21 protein-coding genes and 1 pseudogene are annotated in these 25592 nt (G+C 66.1%); 21 read left to right on the top strand and 1 reads right to left on the bottom strand.

The genetic code is table 11. The annotated features are described in order from the left end of the window. Positions 1-3: 3 nt before the first annotated feature. A complete protein-coding gene (locus BCO18175_RS09540; RefSeq protein ID WP_174980373.1) occupies positions 4-780 on the bottom strand; it encodes an SDR family NAD(P)-dependent oxidoreductase in 777 nt (258 codons plus the stop codon). Between the two features lie 182 nt (positions 781-962). Here BCO18175_RS09540 and BCO18175_RS09535 point away from each other — a divergent pair, with 182 nt between their 5' ends. The 21 genes and pseudogenes from BCO18175_RS09535 to iaaH all read left to right on the top strand — a co-directional run bounded on the left by BCO18175_RS09535 (position 963) and on the right by iaaH (position 25564). After that, positions 963-1865, top strand: coding sequence for a LysR family transcriptional regulator (locus BCO18175_RS09535; protein WP_174980571.1), 903 nt, complete (start codon positions 963-965; stop codon positions 1863-1865). Positions 1866-2088: 223 nt separating this feature from the next. Continuing rightward, on the top strand, positions 2089-2526 hold the full coding sequence (locus BCO18175_RS09530) for a hypothetical protein (RefSeq protein ID WP_174980372.1): 438 nt from the start codon (positions 2089-2091) through the stop codon (positions 2524-2526). A 204-nt stretch (positions 2527-2730) separates the two neighbouring features. Further along, positions 2731-3719, top strand: a pseudogene (locus tag BCO18175_RS40965) (DUF4158 domain-containing protein); the annotation flags it as partial. A gap of 545 nt (positions 3720-4264) precedes the next feature. Next, a complete protein-coding gene (locus tag BCO18175_RS09520; protein WP_174980371.1) occupies positions 4265-5299 on the top strand; it encodes an amino acid ABC transporter substrate-binding protein in 1035 nt (344 codons plus the stop codon). Positions 5300-5316: 17 nt separating this feature from the next. Then, complete coding sequence (locus tag BCO18175_RS09515; RefSeq protein WP_174980370.1) at positions 5317-6657, top strand: SLC13 family permease; 1341 nt, start codon at positions 5317-5319, stop codon at positions 6655-6657. 244 nt (positions 6658-6901) lie between these two features. After that, positions 6902-8449 (top strand): sensor histidine kinase, encoded by a 1548-nt coding sequence (locus BCO18175_RS09510; protein WP_254608013.1) that lies wholly within the window; start codon positions 6902-6904, stop codon positions 8447-8449. Beyond that, positions 8446-9081, top strand: coding sequence for a response regulator transcription factor (locus tag BCO18175_RS09505; RefSeq protein WP_174980369.1), 636 nt, complete (start codon positions 8446-8448; stop codon positions 9079-9081). Before BCO18175_RS09510 ends, BCO18175_RS09505 begins: the two co-directional genes overlap by 4 nt. A 129-nt stretch (positions 9082-9210) precedes the next feature. Further along, complete coding sequence (locus tag BCO18175_RS09500) at positions 9211-9597, top strand: response regulator transcription factor (protein WP_174980368.1); 387 nt, start codon at positions 9211-9213, stop codon at positions 9595-9597. Positions 9598-9749: 152 nt separating this feature from the next. Further along, positions 9750-10316, top strand: a complete 567-nt coding sequence (locus BCO18175_RS09495; RefSeq protein WP_174980367.1) for a YSC84-related protein — start codon at positions 9750-9752, stop codon at positions 10314-10316. Positions 10317-10506: 190 nt separating this feature from the next. Continuing rightward, complete coding sequence (locus BCO18175_RS09490; RefSeq protein ID WP_254608012.1) at positions 10507-10944, top strand: glycine zipper family protein; 438 nt, start codon at positions 10507-10509, stop codon at positions 10942-10944. A gap of 27 nt (positions 10945-10971) precedes the next feature. After that, positions 10972-11367 (top strand): hypothetical protein, encoded by a 396-nt coding sequence (locus BCO18175_RS09485; protein WP_254608011.1) that lies wholly within the window; start codon positions 10972-10974, stop codon positions 11365-11367. A 17-nt stretch (positions 11368-11384) separates the two neighbouring features. Continuing rightward, positions 11385-12560: an efflux RND transporter periplasmic adaptor subunit gene (locus BCO18175_RS09480; protein WP_174980365.1), complete on the top strand. Its 1176-nt coding sequence runs from the start codon at positions 11385-11387 to the stop codon at positions 12558-12560. 12 nt (positions 12561-12572) lie between these two features. After that, a complete protein-coding gene (locus tag BCO18175_RS09475) occupies positions 12573-15767 on the top strand; it encodes an efflux RND transporter permease subunit (protein ID WP_174980364.1) in 3195 nt (1064 codons plus the stop codon). 1 nt (position 15768) lies between these two features. Further along, positions 15769-17247 (top strand): efflux transporter outer membrane subunit, encoded by a 1479-nt coding sequence (locus BCO18175_RS09470; RefSeq protein WP_174980363.1) that lies wholly within the window; start codon positions 15769-15771, stop codon positions 17245-17247. Further along, positions 17244-18575, top strand: a complete 1332-nt coding sequence (locus BCO18175_RS09465) for a paraquat-inducible protein A (RefSeq protein ID WP_174980362.1) — start codon at positions 17244-17246, stop codon at positions 18573-18575. Before BCO18175_RS09470 ends, BCO18175_RS09465 begins: the two co-directional genes overlap by 4 nt. Then, a complete protein-coding gene (locus BCO18175_RS09460; protein ID WP_174980361.1) occupies positions 18550-20160 on the top strand; it encodes an intermembrane transport protein PqiB in 1611 nt (536 codons plus the stop codon). The genes BCO18175_RS09465 and BCO18175_RS09460 overlap by 26 nt, the downstream gene beginning before the upstream one ends. Next, the gene (locus BCO18175_RS09455) at positions 20157-20747 is read left to right on the top strand and encodes a PqiC family protein (protein ID WP_254608010.1); all 591 of its coding nucleotides are present in this window, start codon (positions 20157-20159) and stop codon (positions 20745-20747) included. The genes BCO18175_RS09460 and BCO18175_RS09455 overlap by 4 nt, the downstream gene beginning before the upstream one ends. 28 nt (positions 20748-20775) lie before the next feature. Beyond that, a complete protein-coding gene (locus tag BCO18175_RS09450; RefSeq protein ID WP_174980360.1) occupies positions 20776-21531 on the top strand; it encodes a carbonic anhydrase family protein in 756 nt (251 codons plus the stop codon). A gap of 37 nt (positions 21532-21568) precedes the next feature. Further along, positions 21569-22525 (top strand): Na/Pi cotransporter family protein, encoded by a 957-nt coding sequence (locus tag BCO18175_RS09445; protein WP_174980359.1) that lies wholly within the window; start codon positions 21569-21571, stop codon positions 22523-22525. Positions 22526-23263: 738 nt separating this feature from the next. Then, positions 23264-23977 (top strand): helix-turn-helix transcriptional regulator, encoded by a 714-nt coding sequence (locus BCO18175_RS09440; RefSeq protein ID WP_174980358.1) that lies wholly within the window; start codon positions 23264-23266, stop codon positions 23975-23977. A gap of 102 nt (positions 23978-24079) precedes the next feature. Further along, positions 24080-25564, top strand: coding sequence for an indoleacetamide hydrolase (gene iaaH, locus BCO18175_RS09435; RefSeq protein WP_174980357.1), 1485 nt, complete (start codon positions 24080-24082; stop codon positions 25562-25564). Positions 25565-25592 lie beyond the last annotated feature (28 nt).

Below are 25592 nucleotides of genomic sequence, written 5' to 3'. Positions count from 1 at the left end.
CTGTCATGCCACCGAGTACCCGCCGTCGGCCACGAGCGCATGCCCCGACACATAGCTGGAGTCGTCCGACGCGAGGAACGCGACGATCGTCGCCATCTCCTCGGCGGAGCCCCAGCGTCCTGCCGGTGTCGATGCGGCAAACGCCTGTTGCGCATCGTCCGACGGCCAGATGCCGCGATGATGGAACGGCGTTTCGATCAGCCCCGGGCACAGTGCGTTCACGCGCACGCCACGCTTGAACCATTCGATCGAAGCGGTCTTCGTCATCCCGATCACCGCGTGCTTGCTCGCGATATAGACCGACGCATTCTCGAAGCCGATCAGCCCGCCCATCGACGCGTTGTTGATGATGCTGCCCGAACCCTGCCGCAGCATGATTTCAGCGGCGTATTTCATCGAATTGAATACGCCGCGCACGTTCGGTTCGAACACCCTGTCGAACCGCTCGGCATCCTGCTCGAGCAGCGGCGCGAACACGCCTTCCGTACCGGCATTGTTGAACGCGATGTCGAGGCGTCCGTAGGTCTTTACCGTGAAATCGAACAGCTTGCGCAGATCATCTTCGTTCGCGACGTCCGCGACGAAGGCCTTCGCTTCGCCGCCGGCGGTCACGATCTCGTCGACCAGTCGATCGAGCTCGGCCTTGCGCCGGGCAGAGACGACGACCTTTGCGCCGCGACGCGCGAGTTCGATCGAGGATGCGCGGCCAATGCCGGAACTGGCGCCCGTCACCAGTGCGATGCGGCCGTCGAGTTGGGCGGGTTTCGTGCTTGCGTTCATGATGAAGTTCTCCAGAGTGGTGTTTGAAAGCGACGCATGTGGCTGAGTTGAATCGGTTGCGATGCACGCTTGATGTGCATTGTGGTCGCTCGCCCGGCGTAAAAAAATGGAACAATGGCGCATTCAGAATTCCTGTTTCGGGAATTAAAATCGTTACCTCAAGCGCGTCAGAAGGGTTCTCCATGCTCAACCGGCTCGACATCCTGAAGATCTTTGCCACGGCCGCCGCGGCGCCCACGTTCCGCGAGGCGGCAGCGCGTCTGGGCGTATCGCCGCAGGTCGTGACGCGCGCGGTGCGCGAACTGGAAGAGATGCTCGGCGAAACGCTGTTTCACCGGACGACCCGGAGCATCCGGATCACCGCGTTCGGGCAGGCATTTGCGCGTGACGCGCAGGTAGCGCTTTCCGCCGTCGACGGGCTGTTCGGGCCCGCGACCGGCCAGGCCGACGAGCCGGTGGGCGTCGTGCGGATCACGGCGCCGTCGGGCATGGGGCGTCGTTACGTCCAGCCGATCCTGAGCGATCTCATGCAGCGGTATCCGGGGCTCGTGCCCGACCTGAGGCTGTCGGACGTGCCGTCGCCGGTGGTCGACGAACAGATCGACATCGGCGTGCGCGTCGGGGCGATCGGCGACAACCGCTTCGTCGCGCGCATGGTCGGGCCGTTACCGATGTGGATCGTCGGCGCGCCGTCGCTGATCAGGCGGCTGGGTGAGCCCAAAAACCGCAAGGAACTCGAATCGATGCCGGTCACGTGCCTGATCGATCGCGCGAGCGGCCGTGCGTGGCCGTGGATGTTTCGGGGGGAACATCAGTTCGTCCCGTCGTCGCCGGCGTATCTGACGGACGATACCGAGGTGGAGATCGAGGCCATATGCGCGGGGGTGGGGCTGGGCCAGTGCTCCGAGTATCTCGTTCGGCCGTACATCGACAAGGGGCGCCTCGTGCGGCTGCTGCCCGGCCTCGAACCCGAACCGTGGAAGCTGCACGTCTATCGTCCGCGGCGCGGGCCGATGCCCAGGCGCATTCGGGTGGTGTATGACGAGCTGGTGGCGAAGCTTGCGGACGCGACGTGGCGGGGGTAGCCGGCGCGACCGGGGTGCGCGGCCGCTGATCGCATCGGCGCGAAGCGGCATCAATCACCGCTCGACGGCATCGGCGCACCGGCGAAGTAGTAATGTGCGCACGGCACGGCCACGGGCGGTCGCGTCATTCGTCGCAAGACACGCGGCAAGCCGACATATTGCGGCATCATCATGGTGCCGACGCACCCGCATTCGGTGCCCGATTTTCGACTGGAGACTCTGCATGCCGATACCCCGGATTGAAACCCGCGACGCGATGGGCGACCCCGATGTGGTCTATCTGAACCCGGATCACGTGCTGTGGATGTCGCAGCCGACCGCTGCGCAGCGGCGGCCGGGCGGCACGGCCATTCGTGTGGACGATCGCGTGAAGGGCGGCTCGTTGCTGATGGCTGACAATCCGCCGGTCGCTCAACTGCTGCAGGATCTCGGGCCGTTCGTGACGGTGACGCTGGCGAACCCGTCGTCCGACTATCCGGACGGTCTCGTGCATGTGCGTGCGCATGCAATCGTCAAGATCGCGACGGACGACCACGACAAGCCGCTCGCCGAGCGCACGCTCGGCTGGGTCCACGTTCAGGACGGCTCCGCCTTCAAGGTCAGGGATTACGCCGGCGTGGCCGCGCAATGGCAGGCGTCGGTGGCGGCCGCCGGCCGCTGAGCGGGTCTGCACGTTTGCGCAATGACGTGGCGGCCCGCCGTGCCGCGGTTGGCCGGTCGTGGTTGGGGCATGAACAAGGTAAGCGTAAATTCCTATCATAAGCCTTGAAGTTATAGAGATTGCGCTGATCAATACGATCCGGGGCAGTAGCGTCCGATTTTCTTGCATTAATCTGAGCGGCCCTCTGCGATCCGGACGATCCGCATGGCTACCCTCGAACGCACCGCGTACCCGCGCTTCCCCGAGGTTCTGGCACCCCGGGAACTGCAAACCGGCTCACGTCACTGCCCGATGAACTCGAATGGCCACGCCGGTCAACGCGCGGTGAGCGACCTCGCCTAGGCCTGCTGGTGCTACTGAAGGTCTTTCAGCAACTGCACTATTTCCCGCCGCTCGACACCATTCCGACCGCCATCGTTGGTCACGTTCGGGCAGCCGCCGATATCGGCGACATCGTGCAATTTGGCTACGACACCGCGTCGTCTCCAACGCTCTTTCGGCATTACACCGCGGTACGCACGTGGCTCGACGTGAAGCCGTATTACGGCACCGACGCGAACGCAATCGCGACACGAGCAGCACACACGGCGTCGCTGACGATGGACCAGCAGGTGGACATCATCAACGCAACGATCGACGAGTGGCTCGCGCGCGATATCGAGCTACCGGCGTTCTCGACGCTCGACCGGCTGACCGAACAAATCCACGCCCGGGCGCAGTCCCGACTCTTCAAGCGCGTCACGCGATGCCTGACCGATGAACAGAAACTCGCGCTCGACCGGCTGCTCGCGCGCGATCTGTCGAGCCGGCAGACTGCCTGCAACCGGATCAAGCGTCATGCGAAACGCCCATCGCGCCAGCACCTGAGCCTGCTGATCGACCAGATTGCCTGGCTCGACGATCTCGGCGATTTTTCACTGGCCAGCGCCGGGATTCCCGCCTCGAAGCTGCGCTCGCTGGCAAATCAGGCGATGGCGCTCGACGCGGCGGCGCTCAGGAACGACACTCTGCCCGAGAAGCGCTACACATTGATCGTCGCGCTGCTCAACCGCATGCGCGTGCGCGCTCGCGACGATCTCGCCGACATGTTTGTACGGCGCATGGGCGCCATCCACAAGCGCGCGAGCGGCGAGTTGGACGCAATTCAACGCAAGCAGCATGATCAAGTTAGCGGTGTTTATCCGGCCGCAGACGTCCGGATACGAGACGGTCACGCGCAGCGGCTCCGTTGCGCGTATTTTGAGCACGCCAGTCGCCGCGGCCCCATCCATCGAACCTTTATGGCGGTGCTGGTCGGGGCCGCTAAAGCAGGTCTTGCCGCTGGAAAAAACGATCGTGCCACCGGACGTCGTAGCGGTATGCAGACTTCATCTGTCGCCAACGCCGGGGCCGCTGGCGCTGCGGCGCGCTTAAGGCTCGAACCCGGGAAGTGCGCCACCGCTAATAATCCGCGAATCAGCACCAATCTCACAGTGCACTTTCCGCCGACGAAAGTCATGGCAGTCCGATTGGGTTCATGGGCGATCAAGCGGACACATTCTAGTTTCATCACGAGGCGTGGTCAGACTCGAAGGTTGGGCCCCGACTCCGATGCTTCCGAGACGCTTGCGTTCTCATGCGTCAAGCCTACGCCGGAAACAGCGCATATTAACGTCCATTTGCGCTGGGGAGAATCGCCGACGGCGTACATAATAAATGGCTATAGCCCGCCAACGAACCTCAACAAACGGGGAGAGCCATGATGTGCGTGGGTCGAATGCTCGGACGTATCATTCTGGCCAGCGCGATGCTGATTTGCGTGATTCGCGGCGCGGTAGCCGCGGACGGTGCAACGCTTGCCCAAGCGAGGGCGCGCGGCGTACTGCACTGCGGCGTCAGCGAAGGCATCATGGGATTTTCGTCACGCGACGCGTTTGGCACCTGGACGGGCATCGACGTCGACTTCTGCCGGGCGGTCGCGGCTGCCGCGCTGGGCAGTCCGGACAAGGTGACCTTCGTGCCGCTTCGCGCGTCGGAGCGCTTTCCCGCGTTGCGTGAAGGCGTGATCGACCTGCTGGCCCGCAACACGACCTGGACCCTGCTCCGCGAGGGTGCGCTCGGCGTGCAATTCGCGGGCGTCCTGTACTACGACGGCCAGGCATTCATGGTCAGGATGCAGGGCGCGCCGCGCACGCCCGCGGGCCTCGAAGGCGCAACCGTGTGCGTGAAGAAAGATACGACGAGCCTGGATCATCTGGCCGCGTATTCGGCAGCACACGGCCTCGATCTGCGGCCGGTCATCGTCGCCTCGGCAGGCGAAGCGAGTGCGGCATTGTTCTCCAGACGATGCCGCGCGTGGACGAGCGATGCGTCGCAGCTCGGCGCCGCGCGCCTGACCGCCCCCGGCGGTCCACAAGCCTGGCTCATCATGCCGGAACGCATTTCGCAGGAGCCGCTGGGGCCCGTCGTACGCGACGACGACCCGAAGTGGTTCGTCCTCGTGCGCTGGGTGCTGATCGCACTGGTGCGCGCCGAGCAGCTCGGCCTCACGCGGGCAAACGTGGCGCTGCGGTCGCACGAAGCTGTCGTGCAGGCCGCGATGGTCGCCGACGATGAGGTCGACCGTAGCCTCGGCGTCACATCCGGCTGGATGCTGCGCGCGGTACAGGCCGCCGGCAACTATGGCGAAATGTTCGATCGCAATCTCGGGCAGCACAGCCAGCTCGGTCTCGAGCGGGGGCTCAACAGGCTCTCGACCGAGGGTGGCCTGATGGTTGCGCAGCCGGTGCGATAGACGAGGAGAACCGGCCCATGAGTGAAGTGCAGATCGTTATCGTGCTGGCCGTCTTCTCGACGGTCATTCTCGCCATTGCCTTCAATCTGGTCGACATGGCGGTCGCCGCGCTGGTCGGTACGTGCCTGCTCGTCATGCTCGGCATCCTGACTGCGCGGGATATTGCCGACGCTTTCGGCAGTTCGACCGGCCCGCTGAGCCTGCTGTTCGGCGGCATGGTTGTCGCACGCATCCTCGGCACGACGGGCGTGTTCGATCTGCTCGGCGATTACTACCTGCACGCGACGGGCGGGAGCGGCCGCCGGTTCCTGCTGCTGCTGGTCGCAATCGTGGCACCGTTGTGTGCCGTCCTCCCGAATGCGACCACGGTCGTGCTGCTCGCGCCCGTCATCATCCGCGTCGCGACGGCGCTCGAACTGGACATCGCCGAGCCGATGATCCTGACTGCGATCGTCAGCAATTCCGCCGGCCTGCTGACGCTCGTCGGCGACCCGGCGACCTACCTCGTCGGCAGCTCGGTCGGCATGACGTTCGCGTCGTATCTGCGCTACGTGAGCCTCGGCGGCGTGATGGCGATCGCGATCGTCGTGCCGCTGCTGCCGCGCCTGATGACGCGCGTGTGGAACCTGCGGCGCGCGTTGCCGCCGCGTGAGACCTCGACGCGCATCGCGCGGCCGATCTACGCGGGCATCACGCTCGCCGTGCTGGCCGCGATGGTGATGCTGTTCATTTTTGGCGAGCATTTGCCCGCGCCGATCGTCCCCCCGGCCGCGGCGCTGATTGCCAGCGCGCTTGCGCTGCTCGTCGGGTTCGCGGCGCGTATCGAGCCGACCGACAACGTGTTGCGCGACGTCGACTGGAAGACGCTCGTCTTTCTGGCGAGCATCTTCTGTCTCGTGCAGGCGACGGTCAAGACCGGCATGCTCCAGTTGATGGCGCTCAGGCTGTATGACGTATTCGGTGCGCAACTCACGCTCGTCGCGCTGGCAGTCATCGCGGGAATCGGCTTCCTGTCGAGCCTGCTCGCCAACGTTCCAGTGGCCGCCGCGTCGATCGTGATGATCAAGGGCTATCTGGTGGCGGCCGCGGTCGTGCCCGAAACCGCGCTGTCCGCGCAGTTCACGCATTGGCCTTCCGCGGCGATCCCGGTGTTCATCGCGATGATGTTCGGCGCGACGCTCGGCGGCAACGCCACGCTGATCGGTGCGTCTGCAAACATCGTCGCGGCGGGCATCAGTGCGCGCAACGGCACGCCGGTCACGTTCGCGCGATTCTTGCGTTTCGGGCTGCCCGTCACGCTTTGCCAACTGGCGGCATCGGCGCTGTACGTGACGGTGCTGGCGTGGTTGATGCGATAGCCATCATCCTGACGAACCGATTACATCGATCAACCCTGCTCGCATGGCGCGCGCGCCGACGGCAAAAAATTCCGGTGCGTCTGGCATGCAATGCACGCGTATACCTAAAATTGATTCCGGGTGCGCGGTGAATCGCGGCCCGTGACGCCGACGTCCAGGCGGCATGTCGTGCGAGACCCAACCAGATGCATCGATCCGGAACCGGACGCGCCAGGACCTTCACGGCCGCCCGTTCGCAGGTCTGGTGACCCGCGCAACCATCGCCCTTGCGCACCGTGGAATGCTCGACTGGTGCTGGATTTCCCGCGCGTCGCCACGGAGCAAAATGGCCATGTCTCTCTCCATGCTGGGAATCGAGGTTGTCCTGGCGGCGACGCTCTCGCCATTCGTTTGGCAGTTACATAACTGGCGCCTGCCATGGCGATCGCGGCGTGGCTCGGCTGCCGGTCCGGCGGCGCGGTCTGCGCCGCCATGCAATGCATTCATCCACCCGTCCTCCGTCATCGGCACGATCGTCGTGCTGCCATGTGCCGCACCGCGCCGGGAATGGCGCGGCGACGGGATCCTGCCGGCTTCAGGACGGCACATCGTGCCGGCGCTGCGTCGCGCGACGCACGCGACGGGACGCATTCCATGGCTCGGCAAACGTTTCAAGCCCGCCGGAGGCGGCCGGGAGACGGCGGCCCCCATGCGCGATGCGCTCGAACTCGTGCCGGTGGCCATCGTCGGTTTCAGCATGCAGGCAGAAATCGTCTTCGCGAATGCGAAGGCGAGGACGCTGTTCGGTTACCGCGTCGACGAATTGATCGGCATGTCCGAGCGCGGCCTGTTTGCCGGATGCCTCGTCGACACTGCGCGCGATGCGCGGGAGCAGGCCGTGTCGTTAGCGCCGGCGCCACTCGGGCAGACGATGCAGACGGTCGTCGCGAAACGCCGCGACGGCGTCGAATTCCCGGCGGACGTGACGACGAGTGAGTGCAGCGTCGATGGCATGCCGACGCGGCTCGCGGTGATCGTCGATCGCAGCGAGCGGCTCGAATTACACCGCAATCGGCAGGAACTCGCCCATCTCACGCGCGTCTCGGCGCTTGGCGAACTGGCGGGATCGCTCGCCCACGAACTGAACCAGCCGCTGACCGCGATCCTGAGCAATGCGCAGGCCGCGCAGCGCTTCATCGACGCGGACCCGATCGACCTGTCCGAGGTGCGCGAGACCTTGAACGACATTGTGGCGGACAATTGCCGGGCCGGAGAAATCATCGGCAGGATCCGCGCGCTGGTCCGGAAGGGCGACGTGGACCTGCAGCTGCTCGATATCGGCGGCGTCGTTCGCGATGTCGTCGTGCTCGTCCACAGCGACGCCGTCCTGCGCGGGATCCGGACGGCGCTCGACATCGACGACGCGCTGCCCGTGGTACGCGGAGACAAGGTGCAGTTGCAACAGGTCGTGCTCAATCTCCTGCTCAACGCGTTCGACGCGGTGCACGACGGGTACGCGTCGGACCGCATCGTCGCGGTGCGCGTATGGGCGGAGCCGGATGCAACGGTGCGCATTGCCGTGCGGGATCGTGGGCACGGGCTGACGGTCGACCAGCTCGACAAGATCTTCAAGCCGTTCTTCACGTCGAAGCCGCACGGGCTCGGTCTTGGCCTGTCGATCAGCCGCACGATCGTCGCCGCGCACGGCGGCCGTCTCTGGGCGGAGAACAACGCGGACCGCGGCGCGTCGTTCCATGTCGCATTGCCTTCGGCGGGCGCGGCGGCCCCGAACCGCGCGTGCAGCCAGCCATGAACGATGCCGCGCCTGTCGTGTTCATCGTGGACGACGACGCGTCGGTGTGCCGCGCGCTGACGCGGCTCGCGCGTGCAGCCGGTCATCGTGCGGAATCCTTCGAATCGGCGCGCGCGTTTCTCGCCGGCGCCGACCTGACCTGCTGCCCGGCGTGCCTGCTGCTGGATCTCGAGCTGCCGGACGTGAACGGGCTCGAACTGCAGCGCGAGCTGAACGCGGCGCTGCCGATCGTCTTCATCACCGGGCATGGCGACATCGGCACGACCGTGAACGCGATGAAGGCCGGCGCGACCGATTTCCTGCCGAAGCCGGTCGGCGATGCGGTGCTGCTCGAGGCGATCGCGCACGCGCTCGAACGTTCGATGCAGATGTCCGCGTGTCGCCGTGAACTCGAGAGCATACGGGAGCGCCTGGACCGCCTGACGCCGCGCGAGCGGGAAGTGCTCGCGCTCGTGGTGACCGGCCGCCTCAACAAGCAGGTCGCGGACGATCTCGGCATTGCCGAGAAGACGGTCAGGATCCATCGCGCGCGCGTGATGGAAAAAATGGAGGCGGCCACGCTGGCCGACCTCGTGCGTCTTGCCGACAAGATCGGCGTCGGCGCGACGCACAGCGCCCGCACGCTTCGCTGAGCGCACGCGCTGCGCACGGTCCATCGCGGCGGTGGACCAAAGTCCTATACCGGTTTTGCTTCGCGGCTGATAGCCTCAATCTGCGGGATCGCTTTAACGCGGTCAATTGCCGAATCCGGAAAGATCACAATGGGTAACGTCAAGCCATTCGTTGCGGTGGTCGACGACGATGAATCGGTTGGCCGGGCGATCAAGCGCTTGTTGCGTTCCGTCGGCATCGGCTCGGACACGTTCTCGAGCGGCGACGATTTTCTCGACGCGCTGGCGGCCATGCCCGCGTACCGCCCGGCCTGCGTGATTCTCGATATCCAGATGCCCGGCCTCAACGGCCTCGAGGTGCAGCGGCGCCTTGCCGGGAGCGGCATGCCCGTCATCCTGATCACCGCCTACGACGACGTCGCCGTGCGCGAGGAGGGGCTTGCATCCGGTGCGGCCGGATATCTGCGCAAACCGTTCAACGACGCGCTGCTGATCAAGACCGTGCAGACGGCGCTGGGCATCCCGTCGACGCCCTGATTCCACTCCTGCGCGGTGACGCGATATGGGACCAAGGTCCGATTGTCTTCTCAAGATATGGCAACCACACTGAAATGCGACAACGCGCGGACCATCCGCGAATGTGTCGCACGCGCTCGCTCGACGGCCGGAAATCAACGGGAGTACGCATCATGTTCGATTGTGTTCGCAAGCTGGCAATGGTCTCCCTGTTCGCCCTGACGGCCGCCTGCTCGACCGGGCAATCGCCGTCAGGTTCGTCTTCGGAGGATGCCGTGCTCGACCAGGACGTGCAGGCCGCGCTGGCGAATCTCTATGCCGGTACGCCGCAGGCCAAGGACGTGGCGCAGAAGGCCAAGGGCATCCTGGTGTTTCCGAGCGTGGTGCGTGCCGGGTTCATCGCGGGCGCGTCGCATGGCACCGGGGAGCTGATCGAGAACGGCAAGGTCACGGGCTACTACGCAACGACCTCGGTGACCTATGGTCTCCAGGCCGGTGTGCAAACCTATGGCTACGTGATGATGTTCATGTCGGACAAGGCGCTCGACAACCTGAAGACGAGCTCCGGATTCGAGGTCGGCATGGCGCCGACGGTGGTGATCGGGGATGCGGGCGCCGCGAAGAACCTGACGACGGCGACGCTTCAATCCGACATTTATGCGTTCATCTTCGATCAGAAAGGGCTGATGGCCGGGATCGGCCTCAGGGGATCGAAGATTACCCGCCTCAATCGGCGATGACGGCATGTCATTCGTCGTGATGGCGCGATGCACGCGCGCGCGACGAAGGGCAGGTCGACGGAATGATCGGACGGAAGCGAGGCCGGAGATGGCATCCGCACGACAGCGAGCGAAAGGGACACCGCAGGGCGCGCATGCACGTGCCGTCCGCGCCTGGCGGTTCACGTGCGCGACAGCCGGCGTTGTCGCATTGACGATCGCCGGCACGGTATCCGCGCAGCCGCAGCCGATCTACTACCCAGCCAAGGGCCAGAGCCCGCAGAAGCAGCAGACCGACACGGCGGAATGCCAGGTGTGGGCGAAGCAGACCACGGGCGTCGACCCGGTCGCGCTCGCGCAGCGCAACGCGTACGCGCCGGCTCCGCCGCCGCAGGGCGGCATGCTCCGAGGGGCGGCGGGCGGCGCCGCGGCGGGTGCCGCGATTGGCGCGATCGCCGGCGACGCGGGCAAGGGCGCGGCGATCGGCGCGATCACCGGCACGGCGGGCGGCATGATGCGCCGGCATCGTCGGGAAGAGGCGGCGGCCTATCAGCAGCAGAGCATGCAGGGCAGCACCGCGAGCCAGCTCTCGACGTTCACGCGCGCGGTAACGGCCTGCATGACCGGGCGCGGCTACACGAGCCAATAGCATCGGAGCCGAGTGGAGGATGCAGCCATGAAGAAGCTTCGGTTTGCGGCGCTGGCGGCGCTCTCCATGCTGGTTTGCGCGGGCGCCTCGGCAAGCGATTTCGACGGCAGCAAACCGTTGCTGTGCGCGACGATCGACGCGCACGCATGCGACCCGGGCCTCCCGTGCGCGCGTGCGTTGCCGGCAGATCTCGGCGCGCCGCGATTTCTGACGATCGACTTCGCGAAGAAGACGATTGCAGGGCCCGCGCGGAGCTCGCCGATCCAGTTCATGGAGAAGGCGCCCACCCAGATCGCCATGCAGGGCACCGAACTCGGCTACGCGTGGACGCTGGTGCTCGACACGCGCGACGGGACGATGACCGCGACGCTCGTCAATCGCGACGATGCCGTCGTGGTGTTCGGCAACTGCATGGCGAAGTAGCGATCGGGGATCAGCTCATGAAGCCCGTATCCGTTCTCTGTTCGATGCCGCTGATCGTGGCCCTCGTGGTGTGCGCGGGATGCAAGAAGCCGGCGGGCGCCCCGGCGCTCGGCGCGCCTCAGGTGACGGTCGTCACGGTCGCGCAGCGCGACACGCCGGTCGATTTCGAATTCACCGCGCAGACGCAGAGCTCGCACGAAGTCGAGATACGCGCGCGCGTGGACGGCTTTCTCGACAAGCGCACCTATGTGGAAGGCCAGATGGTGAAGGCCGGCGAGACGCTGTTCCTGATGGACCACAAGCCGTTCGAGGCGACGCTCCAGACGGCGAAGGGCCAGTTGGCGCAGCAGCAGGCGCGGCTCAACGTCGCGAAGGAGAACCTGGCCAGGGTGAGGCCGCTCGCCGCGCAGAACGCATTGAGCAAGAAGGATCTCGACGACGCGGTGGGCAACGCGCAGCAGGCGGAAGCCGCGGTGATCGCCGCACAGGGGCAGGTGCAGACCGCGCAGCTCAATCTCGGCTACACGACGATCAAGTCGCCGATCACCGGGCTGTCGAGCTTCGCCCGGCAGCAGGACGGCAGCTACGTGACGGCCACGGCCAACGGGCTGCTCACCTATGTGTATCAGCTCGATCCAATGTGGGTGAACTTCAGCATTTCGGAAAACGAGCTGCTCAAGTACCGCGACGAAATCTCGCGCGGGAAGCTGCGCTTTCCGCAGAGCGACGAGTTCGTCGTGACCCTCGTGCTCGCGGACGGCTCCGAGTTCCCGGAGCGCGGGCGAATCAACTTCGCGAACCCGGCGTTCAGCACCGAAACCGGTACGTTCCTCGTGCGCGCGGTGTTCGAAAACCCGAAGGGTACGTTGCGGCCCGGGCAGTTCGTGCGCGCGCGCGTGTCGGGCGCGACGCGTCCCGCGGCGGTGCTCGTGCCGCAGCGCGCGGTGCTGCAGGGTGCGAGGAGCCATTTCGTGTGGGTGGTCGACAATGCATCGAAGGCGCATCAGCGCGTCGTCGAAGTCGGCGAGTGGCACGGCGACGACTGGTTCATCACCGACGGGCTCAAGGCCGGCGAGCGTGTCGTCGTTGACGGCGCGATCCGCGTCGCGCCCGACACGCCGCTTTCGATCGTGTCGGCGCCGGCGGCACAGTCGTCATCGGCAAACGGATCGGGCAGCGCGGCGACGCAATGACGGAGCGGCCAGATGAGCATCTCCCACTACTGCATCGACCGACCGATCTTCGCGTCCGTTATCTCGATCGTCATCACGCTCGGCGGTGCGCTGACGATGCTCGCGCTGCCGGTTGCGCAGTACCCGGACGTCACGCCGCCTCAGATCACGATTGCCGCGTCCTATCCGGGCGCCAGCGCCGACGTCGTGGCCAACAACGTGGCCGCACCGATCGAGCAGCAGGTCAATGGCGCGGACAACATGATCTACATGGAGTCGTCGAGTTCATCGACCGGCAGCCTGACGATCAACGCATACTTCGAGATCGGCACCAACCCGGAGCTCGCGCAGGTCGACGTGCAGAACCGCGTGAACCTGGCGCTGCCGCAATTGCCGCAGTCGGTCCAGGCGCAGGGCGTGCAGATCCAGAAGAAGTCGTCCGCGTTCATGATGGTGATTGCGATCTACTCGCCACAGGACCGCTACGACGCGACCTACATCGCGAACTACGCAAACATCTACGTGCTCGATGCGATCAAGCGCATCGGCGGCGCCAACCAGGCGAGCATCTTCGGCACGCCCGATTACGCGATGCGGATCTGGCTGAAGCCGGATCGCATGGCACAGCTCGGCATCACGGCGGCCGACGTCCAGCGGGCGGTCGCCAACCAGAACCAGCAGTTCGCTGTCGGGCGGCTCGGCCAGGCGCCGACGGGCGGCCCGGTCGAACAATCGTTCGCGGTGACGACCCCGGGCCGCCTCGCCGAGCCGTCCGACTTCGACAACATCATCATCCGCGCCGCGAGCCAGGGTACGGCGATCGTCCGGCTCAAGGACATCGGGCGCGCGGAGCTCGGGCAGAAGGATTACTCGATCCGCAGCCGCTTCCAGGGCAAGCCAGCCACGATCATCGCGGTGTACCAGCAGCCGGGCGCGAATGCGCTCAATGTGTCGAAGGATGTCCGCGCGACGCTCGCCGAGATGAAGAAATCGTTCCCGGAAGGGCTCGACTACCGGATCGCGATGGACACGACGGAGTTCACGCGCGCGTCGATCAACGACGTCGTGCACACGTTCTTCGAAGCGCTGGTGCTGGTGGTGATCGTCGTATTCGTGTTCCTGCAAAGCCTGCGCGCGACCATCATTCCGGTGCTGGCCGTGCCGGTGTCGATTCTCGGCACGGCGATGGGGATGGCGGTGCTCGGCTTCTCGGTCAACATGCTGACGCTGTTCGGCATGGTGCTCGCGATCGGCATCGTGGTCGACGACGCGATCGTGGTGATCGAGAACGTCGAGCGCAACATGGCCGTGCACAAGCTCGATCCGAAGGCAGCCGCGAAGCGGGCGATGGACGAGGTTGCCGGGCCGGTCGTGGCGATCGTGCTGGTGCTGTGCGCGGTGTTCGTCCCGGTCGCGTTCCTCGGCGGCATCACGGGGCAGCTGTACAAGCAGTTCGCGATCACGATCGCGATTTCCGTGGTGATCTCCGGCATCGTCGCGCTGACCTTGTCGCCGGCGCTTGCCGCGCTGTTGCTCAAGAGCGGGCACCACGAGAAGAAGGGCTTCTTCCGATGGTTCGAGAGCGTGTTCGCGCGGATGACCGCGCATTACACGCGCGCGGTCCGGTTCGTCATCAAGCGCTTCGTCATCGCGCTCGTGCTGTTCGGCGGCATGATCGCGCTGACGGTGGTGATGTTCCGGGTGGTGCCCGGCGCGTTCCTGCCGCCGGAAGACCAGGGCTACCTTCTCGGCGCGGTCATCATGCCGGATGCGGCGAGCCTCGATCGGACCGGCGACGTGTCGCAGCAGGTCGCCGACTACTTCATGAAACAGCCGGCGGTGGACAGCGTAACGACCGTTGACGGCTTCAGCCTGCTCGACAGCCAGAACAAGAACAACGCCGGCACCTTCTTCGTCGGCCTGAAGGGCTTCGACGAGCGCTACAAGTTCGCGAACATCAAGACACAGAATGCGCGTGCGGTGCTGATCAACGCGTACGAGGCACTGTCGCGGGTCAGGGAGGGGATCATCATTCCGGTCAACCCGCCGTCCATTCCGGGGCTGGGCACGACGGGCGGCACCGAGGTCTGGGTGCAGAGCAAGGGAGATACATCGATCTCGCAGCTCGCCGGCGTCGTGGACGAGTTCGTGCGCAACGCGAAGGCGCAGCCCGAGCTGGCGGGCGTGACGTCGACCTTCAATGCATCGTCGCAGCAGTTGCTGGTCGACGTGGATCGCGACAAGTCCGAGACGCTCGGCGTGCCGGTGCAGGACGTGTACAGCGCGATGCAGACGATGTTCGGCTCGCTCTATGTGTCGCAGTTCAACCGCTCGAGCCGGCTCTGGCAGGTCATCCTGCAGGCCGAGCCGTCCTACCGGCTCAAGCCGCGAGACCTCGACCAGATCTTCGTGCGCAGCACGAAAGGAAACATGGTGCCGCTCAAGTCGGTGGTGAACTACCGGTACGTGACCGGCCCCGACCTGATCACGCGCTTCAACAATTTCCCCGCGGTCAAGATCACTGCCAACGCGGCGCCGGGCTACAGCTCGGGACAGGTGATCGCCGCGCTGGAGCAGGTTGCCGCACGGATGCCGCCCGGCTACGACGTTGCGTGGAGCGGCGAGGCGTACGAAGCGCGCAAGTCGGGCGGCACGTCCGGCAACGTGTTCGTCTTCGGCCTGATCATGGTGTTCCTGATCCTCGCGGCGCAATACGAGAAATGGTCGCTGCCGTTCGGCGTGCTGATGGCCGTACCGTTCGCGATATTCGGTGCGCTCGTCGCGATCATGCTGCGCGGGCTCAACAACGACGTCTACTTCCAGATCGGCTTGACCATGCTGGTGGCGCTGGCGGCGAAGAACGCGATCCTGATCTTCGAATTCGCGGTGATCAACCGCGACGCGGGCGCGTCGCCGTTCGACGCGGCGCTCACGGCGTCGGAGGAGCGCCTGCGGCCGATCATCATGACCTCGCTGGCGTTCATCCTCGGCGTCGTGCCGCTCGCGATCGCGCTCGGCGCGTCGGCGAACAGCCGCCACTCGATCGGCACCGGCGTGATCGGCGGAATGCTCGGCGCGACAGCGATCGCGGTGTTCTTCATCCCGATGTTCTACTATCTGCTCGAAGCGATGTCGTCGCGCTCGCGCGGCCAGGCCCTGCCGCCTTCCTCCGAGTCGGGGCCCGGCTCGCCGCACGCTGCGCCGTCCGAGCGGCGCAAGGACGACTGACATGCGCCGCGCTGCACTGTGGCGCCTCGGTGCGCCGGTCCTGCTGGCGGGGTTGAGCGGGTGCCTGCTCGGCCCCGACTACGTGCGGCCGAAAGTGGACGCGCCGGCGACATACCGCTTCCAATCCGCGGAGACGGCGGATGTCGCCAATACCGCGTGGTGGGAGCAGTTCCAGGATCCGGCGCTGAACGCGCTGATCGCGACCGCGCTCGCGGAAAACCGCGACGTCAAGATGGCGTCGGCGCGCGTCGACGAGTTCCTCGGCCAGTTCGTGTCGACCCGCTCGGCGCTGTTCCCGCAGGTCGGCGCGGGCTTCGACGCGTCGCGCCAGCGCTCGTCGCAAAGCGGTCCGATCCCGCTGCCGGGCGCGGTGCCGCCGGTCTCCAACCAGTTCCAGGCGAGCCTGTCCGCGTCGTGGGACATCGACCTGTTCGGCAAGGTCCGGCGGCAGACCGAGGCCGCACGTGCGAACCTGCACGCGAGCGAGGAGGCGCGCCGCGCGACCATCCTCACGCTGGTGGCGTCGGTCGCATCGTCCTACGTCACGCTGCGCAGCCTCGATCGCCAGCTGGAGATCGCGAAAGCGACGACGGTGAGCCGCGCCGATTCGGTCAGGGTGTTCACCGCGCGCTTCAACGGCGGTGAGGTGTCGCAGATGGAGCTCTCGCAGAGCCAGTCGGAGTACGAGGCGACAGTGGCGACCATCCCGCAGTTCGAAGCGCAGATCGCGCAGCAGGAGCATGCGCTGTCCGTGCTGCTCGGCCGCAATCCCGGCCCGATAATGCGCGGCCGCGAGCTAGACGCGCTCGAGACGCCGGCGGTGCCCGCGGGGCTGCCGTCCGACCTGCTGGAACGCCGGCCGGACCTGCGGCAGGCCGAGCAGAATCTGATTGCGCAGAATGCGCTGATCGGCGCGGCGCGCGCGCTGTACTTCCCGTCGATCTCGATGACCGGGCTGTTCGGCTCGGTCAGTTCGCGGTTCTCGAATCTCTTCACCGGGCCCGCGCGCGTGTGGTCGTTCGCCGGCTCGGTGACGCAGCCGATCTTCACGGGCGGCAACATCGCCGGGCAGGTCCGTCAGGCCGAGGCGCGGCAGCAGGAAGCGCTCTATACGTACCAGAAGGCGATCGAGGTTGCATTCCAGCAGGTCGAGGATGCACTGATCGCACTGCAGAAATCGCGCGAACAGCTGGAGACGCAGAGCCGGCAGCTCGATGCGCTGCGCACGTACGAGCATCTTGCGCGGATGCGCTACGAGGGCGGCTATACGAGCTACATCGAAGTGCTCGACGCGGAGCGCACGCTGTTCAACGCGGAACTGTCGTACACGCAGACGCGGAGCACGACGCTGACCACGCTCGTCAGCCTGTATCTCGCGATGGGCGGGGGCTGGGTCGTCACGGCCGAACGGATGACCGTGCCGCCGCCCGCCGCCGGCCAACCTGTCGCCGCCGAGCCGGGCGCCGGGGTACCGCAATGAGGCGCACCTGTCTCGTCGCCTGCCACGAGTGCGACCTGCTCCAGCGCGACGTGCCGGTGCCGCCCGGCGGCACGCTGCGCTGCAGGCGCTGCCACGCGCAGCTCTACCGGAACCGCACGGACAGCCTCGAACGTGCGCTGGCGTTCACCGTTGCGTCCATCGTGCTGTTCATTGTCTCCAACCTGTATCCGATCGTTGGCCTGTCGGTCAGCGGCACGCTCGTCGAGACGACGCTGGCGGGCGCCGTGCGCGTGCTGTACGAGGACGGGATGTGGCCGCTCGCCGGACTCGTGTTCGCCACCACGATCCTGATGCCGGTCGTGCAGATCGCCGGCATGCTCTGGCTGCTGTTGCCGCTGCGGACAAAGCGCGTGCCCGCGCGCGCGGCGCTCGTGTTTCGCATGTGTCACCTTGCCGAGCCGTGGGGGATGACGGAGGTGCTGATCCTCGGCCTGCTGGTGGCGCTGGTGAAGCTTGCCCATATCGCGAGCGTCGTGACTGGGGTCGCGCTGTATTCGTTCGGCGCGTTGATGCTGGTGCTGGCGGCCGCCCGCGCGGCCTTCGATGCGCGCGAACTGTGGGCGCGCATCGAAGCGGCGCAAGGCGCGGCAGGCGGCGGTGATGGCGAGAGCGAAGGTGAGGCCGAGGTCGAAGTCGAAGGCGAGATGCACGCGCAGCACCCAACGGGCATCGTCACGGCGGCCGAATGCGGCCTCGTGCTGTGCCACGATTGCGGGCTGCTCGCGAAGGTGCCGGGCGATGCGCACGATCTGGCCTGCCCGCGCTGCGGAGCCGCGCTGCATGTCCGCAAGCCGGCGAGCGTGTCGCGCACGTGGGCGCTCTTGATCGCCGCCATCGTGCTGTACGTCCCGGCGAACGTGCTGCCGGTGATGTATACGAGTTCGCTGTTCGGTGCGCAGACGGACACGATCATGAGCGGCGTCGTCTATTTGTGGGTCTCCGGATCGTGGCCGCTCGCGCTCGTGGTGTTCATCGCGAGCATCGCCGTACCGATGCTCAAGATTCTCGCGCTCGCGTATCTCGCGTTCGCGGCGCAACGGCATTCGCGCTGGCTGCCGGAGCAGCGTGCGCGCATCTACCGGATGGTCGAATTCGTCGGGCGCTGGTCGATGCTCGACATCTACGTGATCACGATGCTCGTCGCGCTGGTGCAGTTCCAGGCGCTGGCGACGATCAAGGCCGGTCCGGCGGCAATTGCGTTCGGCGCGGTGGTCGTCCTGACGATGTTTGCGGCGATGACGTTCGACCCGCGCCTGATCTGGGACACTGCGGAGCAGGATCATGGGCGGCCCCGAACAGAAGCCTGACATCCCCGAAGCCCTCGTCAGCACGCGTTCGCGCTGGCGCGTGCAGCTCGTGTGGCTCGTGCCGATCGTCGCCGTGCTGATCGGCGGGTGGCTGGCCGTGAAGGCGGTCATCGAGCAGGGCCCGACGATCACGATCAGCTTCAAGACCGGCGAAGGGCTCGAAGCGGGCAAGACGAAGATCAAGTTCAAGAACGTCGATATCGGCGTGGTCAGGTCGGTAGTGCTGTCCGGCGACCACAAGCGCGTGCTGGCGACGGCAGACATCACCAAGGACGCCACGTCGCTGCTGGTCGACAACACGCGTTTCTGGGTCGTGCGCCCGCGCATTTCAGGCGGGACGGTATCCGGCCTCGGCACGCTGTTGTCCGGCTCGTTCATCGGCACGGATGTCGGCGACGCGAAGGCGGCGCGCCGCGACTTCGCCGGCCTCGAGACGCCGCCGGTGTTCACGAGCGACGAGCCGGGCCGGACGTTCGTCCTGAAAGGCGCGGACATGGGTTCGATCGACGTCGGCACGCCGGTCTTTTTCCGGCGGCTGCAGGTCGGGCAGATCGTCTCGTACGCGCTCGATCCGGACGGCAAGGGCGTGACGGTGCACGCATTCGTCAATGCGCCCTATGACCGGTTCGTGAATACGGATTCGCGGTTCTGGCACGCGAGCGGCATCGACGTTGCGCTGGATCCCGCCGGCGTGCGCGTCGAAACGCAGTCGCTGGTGTCGATCATGATCGGCGGCATCGCGTTCGAGACGCCCGGCGAGCCGCTCGCGCAGGCGGCGGCGCCGACCGACATGCAGTTCGCGCTGTACCGCGACCGCGCGGAGGCGATGAAGCGTCACGACACCATCGTCGAGAAGTACCTGGTGAACTTCACCGATTCTGTGCGCGGCCTGACGGTCGGCGCGCCGGTCGATTTCCGCGGCGTGGCGGTCGGCGAGGTGACCGGCATCTATACGCGCTTCGATCGCGAAACCCGCAAATTCAGCATTCCCGTCGAAATCAACCTGTATCCGGAGCGCTTCACGTCGCGATACCGGACGGGCGCGAAGGGCGGGCGCCTGTCCCAGCATCCGGAACAACTGGCGAACACGCTCGTGGAGCACGGGCTGCGCGCACAACTGAGGACCGGCAACCTGCTGACCGGGCAACTCTATGTCGCGCTCGATTTCTTTCCCGATGCGCAGAAGGCGACCATCGACTGGGCGGTTAACCCGCCCGAAATACCGGCGATTCCCGGGACGTTGCAATCGTTGCAGGATTCGGTGACGCGTCTCGTGGCGAAGCTCAATGGTGTTCCGCTCGACGCGATCGGCAAGAACGCGCAGCAGACGCTCTCCAGCGCGAACCTGTTGCTCAAGCAGCTTGATTCCCAGGTGATGCCGCAGGCGCGCGATACGCTGGCATCCGCCCATTCCGCGCTGGATTCCGCGAACAGCGCGCTGCAGCCGGGCTCGGAACTGCAGCAGAACACCGGTGACGCGATGCGGGAGATCGCGCGCACGGCCGCGGCCTTCCGGACGCTCGCGGATTACCTGGAGCGGCATCCGGAAGCGATCGTGCGGGGCAAACCGGAGGGTACTCAGTGAGACGCGCATACGTGTTCATCGCCGCCGTTGTGGCCGTCGGATGGCTGGGGGGCTGCGGCAGTTCGCCGAAGGCGAGCTTCTACGCGCTGGGCCCCGATGCGACGCTCGCGCGCACCGGCGACACCGCCCCGGTCCATGTCGTGATCGGCCCGGTCACGGTCCCGGATCTGGTCGACCGTCCGCAGATCGTCACGCGTGCCGCCGGCAGCCGCGTGGACATCGACGAATTCGCGCGCTGGGCCGAGCCGCTGAAAACGGATATCGCGCGGGTCATTGCGGCCGATCTCGGCGCGCTGCTCGGTTCGGCGCAGGTGACCGTGTTCGATAGCGGAGCCGGCGCGGCGCCGGCCTGGCGCGTGCGCGTGGACGTGATGCGCTTCGATTCGATGCCGGGTGATTCGGTCACGATCGAAGCCCAGTGGGCGGTCCGGCCGCCCGGGAAGCGGGATGTGGTGATGGGGCGCTCCGTTGCACGCGAGCCCGTGCAGGGGCAGGGTTACGACGCGCTCGTCACGGCGCACGATCGTGCGCTTGCGTCGGTGAGCCGCGATATTGCGTCGGCCATCCGCACGAACTTGCCTCGATGAAGTCGAATTGCGCTAGATGGGGGGTGCCATGGAATCGACCAACGAATGCTGCTGTGCAAACCATCCGAAGGACAGCACGCGGCGTGCGTGGCTGAGAGGCGGGGCAGGCGTCTGCACGATGGGCGTGTTGACCGCGATCGGACTGCGTCCCGAGGCCGCCGCCGCCGCGTCCCTGACTCGGACGCAGCGTGACGCCCTGACACCCGACCAGGTCATCGACATGATGAAGAAAGGTAACGCGCGCTTTCGCTCCGGGAAAATGAAGGCGCACGATTTTCTGGCGCAGAAGCGCGCCAGCGCGTCCGGCCAGTACCCAGCCGCTATCGTCCTAGGGTGTATCGACTCGCGCGCACCCGCCGAGATCATTCTGGACATGGGCATCGGGGACACGTTCAACGCTCGCGTAGCAGGAAACATCGCGAATCCGGACATGCTTGGCAGCATGGAGTTCGCCTGCGTGGTGGCCGGCGCAAAAGTGATCCTCGTGATGGGACACACTGCATGTGGCGCGATCAAAGGCGCGATCGACAACGTCCATCTGGGCAATCTCACCGACCTGCTCGACGCGATCAAGCCGGCTGTCGAAGCCACGCAATACGACGGTGAGCGTACGAGCAAGAACGCCGAATTTGTCGACGCGGTGGCGCAATCGAATGTCCGGCACACCATCGACGTGATCCGGACCAGCAGTGTGATCCTGTCGGATCTGGAGCGGAAGGGAAGCATCAAGATCGTCGGGTCGATGTACAACCTGCGCAACGGGATGGTGACGTTCCTGGGTTGAATGCCCGGATGCTCGGGCCGTATGCGAGGAGTTTGCAATGACGCCATTCCAGGGCGTGTTTGCGGCAATTTCCGCGGTGATTCTATTCCTGTACGGACTTCAGGGCTTCAGCCGCGAACTCCAGACAGTCGGCGGCGAAACGCTGAAGGCATGGCTCGCGCGCGTGACGGCCAACCGTTGGCGTGGCTTTCTGGTCGGCGCGCTGGCGACGGCCGTCGTTCAGTCGAGCAGCGCAATTACCGCGCTTGCCGTGACGCTGGTCGGTGCGACCGTCATCTCCTTTCCTGCCAGCTTGGGCATCCTGCTCGGCGCTAACGTGGGAACCACGGCGACCGCGTGGTTGGTCTCCTTCAAGCTCACCGGCATCGGCCCCGTGTTCATCGTCGTCGGCGCGCTCATCTCGGTGCTGCCAACCCGGGCGAACGTTATCGGGAAGGCCGTCTTCTACTTCGGATTGATCTTCTTCGCGCTGGATCTCATTTCGACGGAACTCAAGCCGCTGCAGAACCGCGCGCAATTCAGGGAATGGCTGGCTCTCGCGGAGACGCCGTGGATGGGTGTCCTGGCTGGCCTCGTGTTCACCGCGCTGGTCCAATCCAGCAGCGTGACCACCGGGCTCGCCATTCTGCTGGTTCAGCAAGGCGTGCTGCCGCCGCAGGCAGCCATTCCGATCGTGATCGGCTCGAACGTCGGGTCCACGTCGACGGCGCTTGTCGCAGGCGTCGGGATGAGCTCGGTGGCCCGAGCGACCGCGATCAGCAACTTTCTCTTCAACGCGGCGGGTGCCCTGTGCTATTTGCCGTTTCTGAGGCCATTCTCACGGGCAGCAGTAAACCTGACAGCCAACCCGGGTATTGCCGTTGCATGGGCGCATCTCATCTTCAATCTGTCGATCGCGCTGATTTTCCTTCTGACGCTGAAGTGGGTGGAACCCTCTCTGCGCGGTTGGCTGCGCGCAGATGCGAAATCCCCACGGGCAGAATCCATGCGCTGATCAGACTTCAAGCTTCCTTTTCTCGCCAGGGACCCGGCGAAGTGAGTGGCGAGGCGATCATTTGGAAGCGCCTCGGGCGACCGCCTTCACCGACCGGATCGGACGACTTCCGTGTCCGGCGCAGAATCCCCTTGTCGTCGAAGCAGGACATGTACATCGATTGCCGACCCGCGCGCTGAAATACATGGGTGAAAAAGGGCGTGTGGCGGCAGTCGCCACGAGGACTTTCGCACGCGAAATGCGGGTGACGCCACGGGTCGTCTGCCGCCACCTGGCGGATGCGCCCCAAGGGTCGACCGGAGGCAAGACCGGGGCCGCAACGAGCACGTCGTACGGTGCGATAAACGGGAAAGGCTGACAACGTCGACCTATCTGCACAGCGACGAAGTGCAGCGAGCGCGGCAGTTCGACCAGGCGTTTGCCGCACGGGACTTCAAGCGGTAGGCCGTTTATACCGATCTCCGCATAAGCACGCGAATTTTCATGACTTCGCGGCTTATGATAGGAATTTACGTTTACCTTGTTCGCCCCCCTGGTTCTCCTCGGGAAAACGTGTGCCTTGCCTCGTGCGCCGGGGCAAACGGTTCAGGTGTCGTATCCGATACGCAATGCGTCGACCAGCCGGGTAACATGGCGGATCGCGACGCACCCGCGGCCGTTCGGGCCTTTGTCGCGAAAGCCCTCGTCGAAGCGCTCGATGCAGATGATCTCCACCGGCTTGCCGAGGAACCGTCCGTCATGAACCTTTCCGCGTCCGATATCACGCCAGAGGAACTCCGGCTGTTCGGCGACATCGTCGCCCGCCTGGAAGAGCTGGGGCCGGTCGTCGACGTCAGGACGGTCGTGCTGCCCGCGATCACGCAGCTGCTGCGTGCCGATTTCGCCGCGTCGTTCGACTGCGACGAACGAACCGGCCTGTGGCGCAACGGGTTCTCGTACAACGTCGATCCGTTGCAGATCGCCCGGTACGAAGCGTGGTTCCAGCATGTCGATCCGGTCACGTCACAGCTGTGCGCGCGCCGCGTGGCGACCTGCGTCGACGAGGTGGTGAGCCGGCGCGAGCTGGAGCAGACCGAGTTCTACAACGATTTCCTGTGCCGCGACGGCATGCACCACGGCATCAACGTCTACGCGTTCGACGGCGCGACGCACGTCGGCGACCTGCGCATCTGGCGGGCGCAGGGGCGGCCCGATTTCACCGAACGCGACAAGCTGCTGTTGAACGGCATCGAGCCGTTTTTCCGGCGCGCGCTGCTGCGGCGGCGCCATGCGTGCGCGGGGCTGACCGAGCGCGAGAGCGACGTCGCGCGGCTCGTCGCCGCCGGCTATACCGACAAGAACGTTGCGCGCACGCTCGGCATCGGGGTGCCGACGGTCCGCACGCACCTGCGGCGCGTGATGGCGAAGAAGGGCGTCGCCAACCGCGCGAGCCTGGCGGCCGCGCTGGCTTGACCGGCCGCGCGGCCGACGGCCGGGGTCATCCATTGTGATGATGGGCGTCAAAATCGGCGCGTCCTACCTTGTGACGATCCCCTGTGACGAGGAACGACGACGATGCCCACCCTGGGAACCCTGACGCTCACCGAAGCCCGGAACGCGATCCTGCGCCGGGAGTTTTCCTGTGTCGACTACGCGTACGCATTGATCGAGCGGCACGCACGCTGGCGCTACCTGAACGGCTTTACATGTGTCGACGACGCGCGGCTGCTCGCCGAAGCGGCCCGCTGCGACCGCGACCTCGCGACGTCGGCTACCCCGCACGCGCTGCTGGGCCTGCCGATCGCGATCAAGGACAACATCGATACCGCCTGCCTGCCGACCGGCAACGGCACGCTGGCGCTGCACAACCGCGTGCCGCCGCAGCACGCGCCGGTCGTCGCGCGGCTGCTGGCGCACGGGGCGCTGATCGCGGGCAAGGCGAACCTGCACGAGCTGGCATTCGGCGTATCGGGCAACAACCGAGTGACGGGCGCGGTACGCAACCCGTACGACTTCAACCGGATCCCGGGCGGCAGCAGCAGCGGCTCGGGCGCACTGGTCGGCGCGGGCGTGGTGCCTGCCGCACTCGGGACGGACACCGGCGGCTCGGTCCGGATTCCGGCGGCGCTGTGCGGCGCCGTCGGCCTCCGTCCGACCGTGGGGCGCTACCCGTCGGCTGGCGTGGCGCCGATTTCGCGCACGCGCGACACCGTCGGGCCGATCGCGCGGTCGGTCGAGGACATCGCGCTGCTCGACGCGATTCTGTCGGGCACCGGCACCGGCACCGGCGCGCCGACGTCGATGCCGACGCGCAGCGCGACGCGCCCGGTGCGCCTGGCGGTCCCGCGCACGACGTTCTGGCGTGGCCTCGCGCCGGATGTCGACGCGGTGGCGAATGCCGCGGTGGCAAAGCTGGAGCAGGCGGGATTCGAGTGCGTCGACCTCGACCTGAACGACTATCCGGGGTTCTTCGACGACGAGCCGGCCGTCATCGCGATGTATGAATTCCGTTCGTCGATGCACGCGTACCTGGTCGAGAACGGCTACGAGCTGTCGGTCGATGACATCGTCGCGAACGTGGGAAGCCCGGACGTCGCGAAGATCGCCCGCCATATCACCGGCCCGGACGGTATCGCCGAAGCGGCGTACCGCACCGCGCTCGACCGGCGTGCGCGGTCGCGTGCCGCGTATCGGCAGTGCCTCGCCGACAGCGGTGCCGATGCGCTGGTGTTTCCGACCACGATCGCCGCCGCGTGCCCGATTCCGTCGGGCGACGCGATGATCCTCAACGGCGAGACCGCTTCGGTGTTCTCGACCTACATCCGGAATACCGAGCCGGGCAGCAACGCCGGCGTACCGGGCATGACCGTCCCGGCCGGCCTGACGGCGGCCGGGCTGCCGGTCGGTCTCGCACTGGATGGGGCAGCCGGCACCGATCGCGAGCTCATCGCGGTCGCGCTGGAGGTCGAGCGGGTCCTCGGGCGGTTGCCGGCGCCGGATGACGGGTATGGGGTAGAGGGGCGGCTGGCCGGATATCCGGCCAGCGACGGCGCGTCGTGACGCGTAATCTGCCAGGACGCCCGGCGAG

The organism is Burkholderia lata, from assembly GCF_902499335.1.
Lineage (GTDB): Bacteria > Pseudomonadota > Gammaproteobacteria > Burkholderiales > Burkholderiaceae > Burkholderia > Burkholderia lata_B.
Note: the sequence above shows the minus strand (reverse complement) of the source record. Positions and strands in the feature narration are given on the sequence as shown.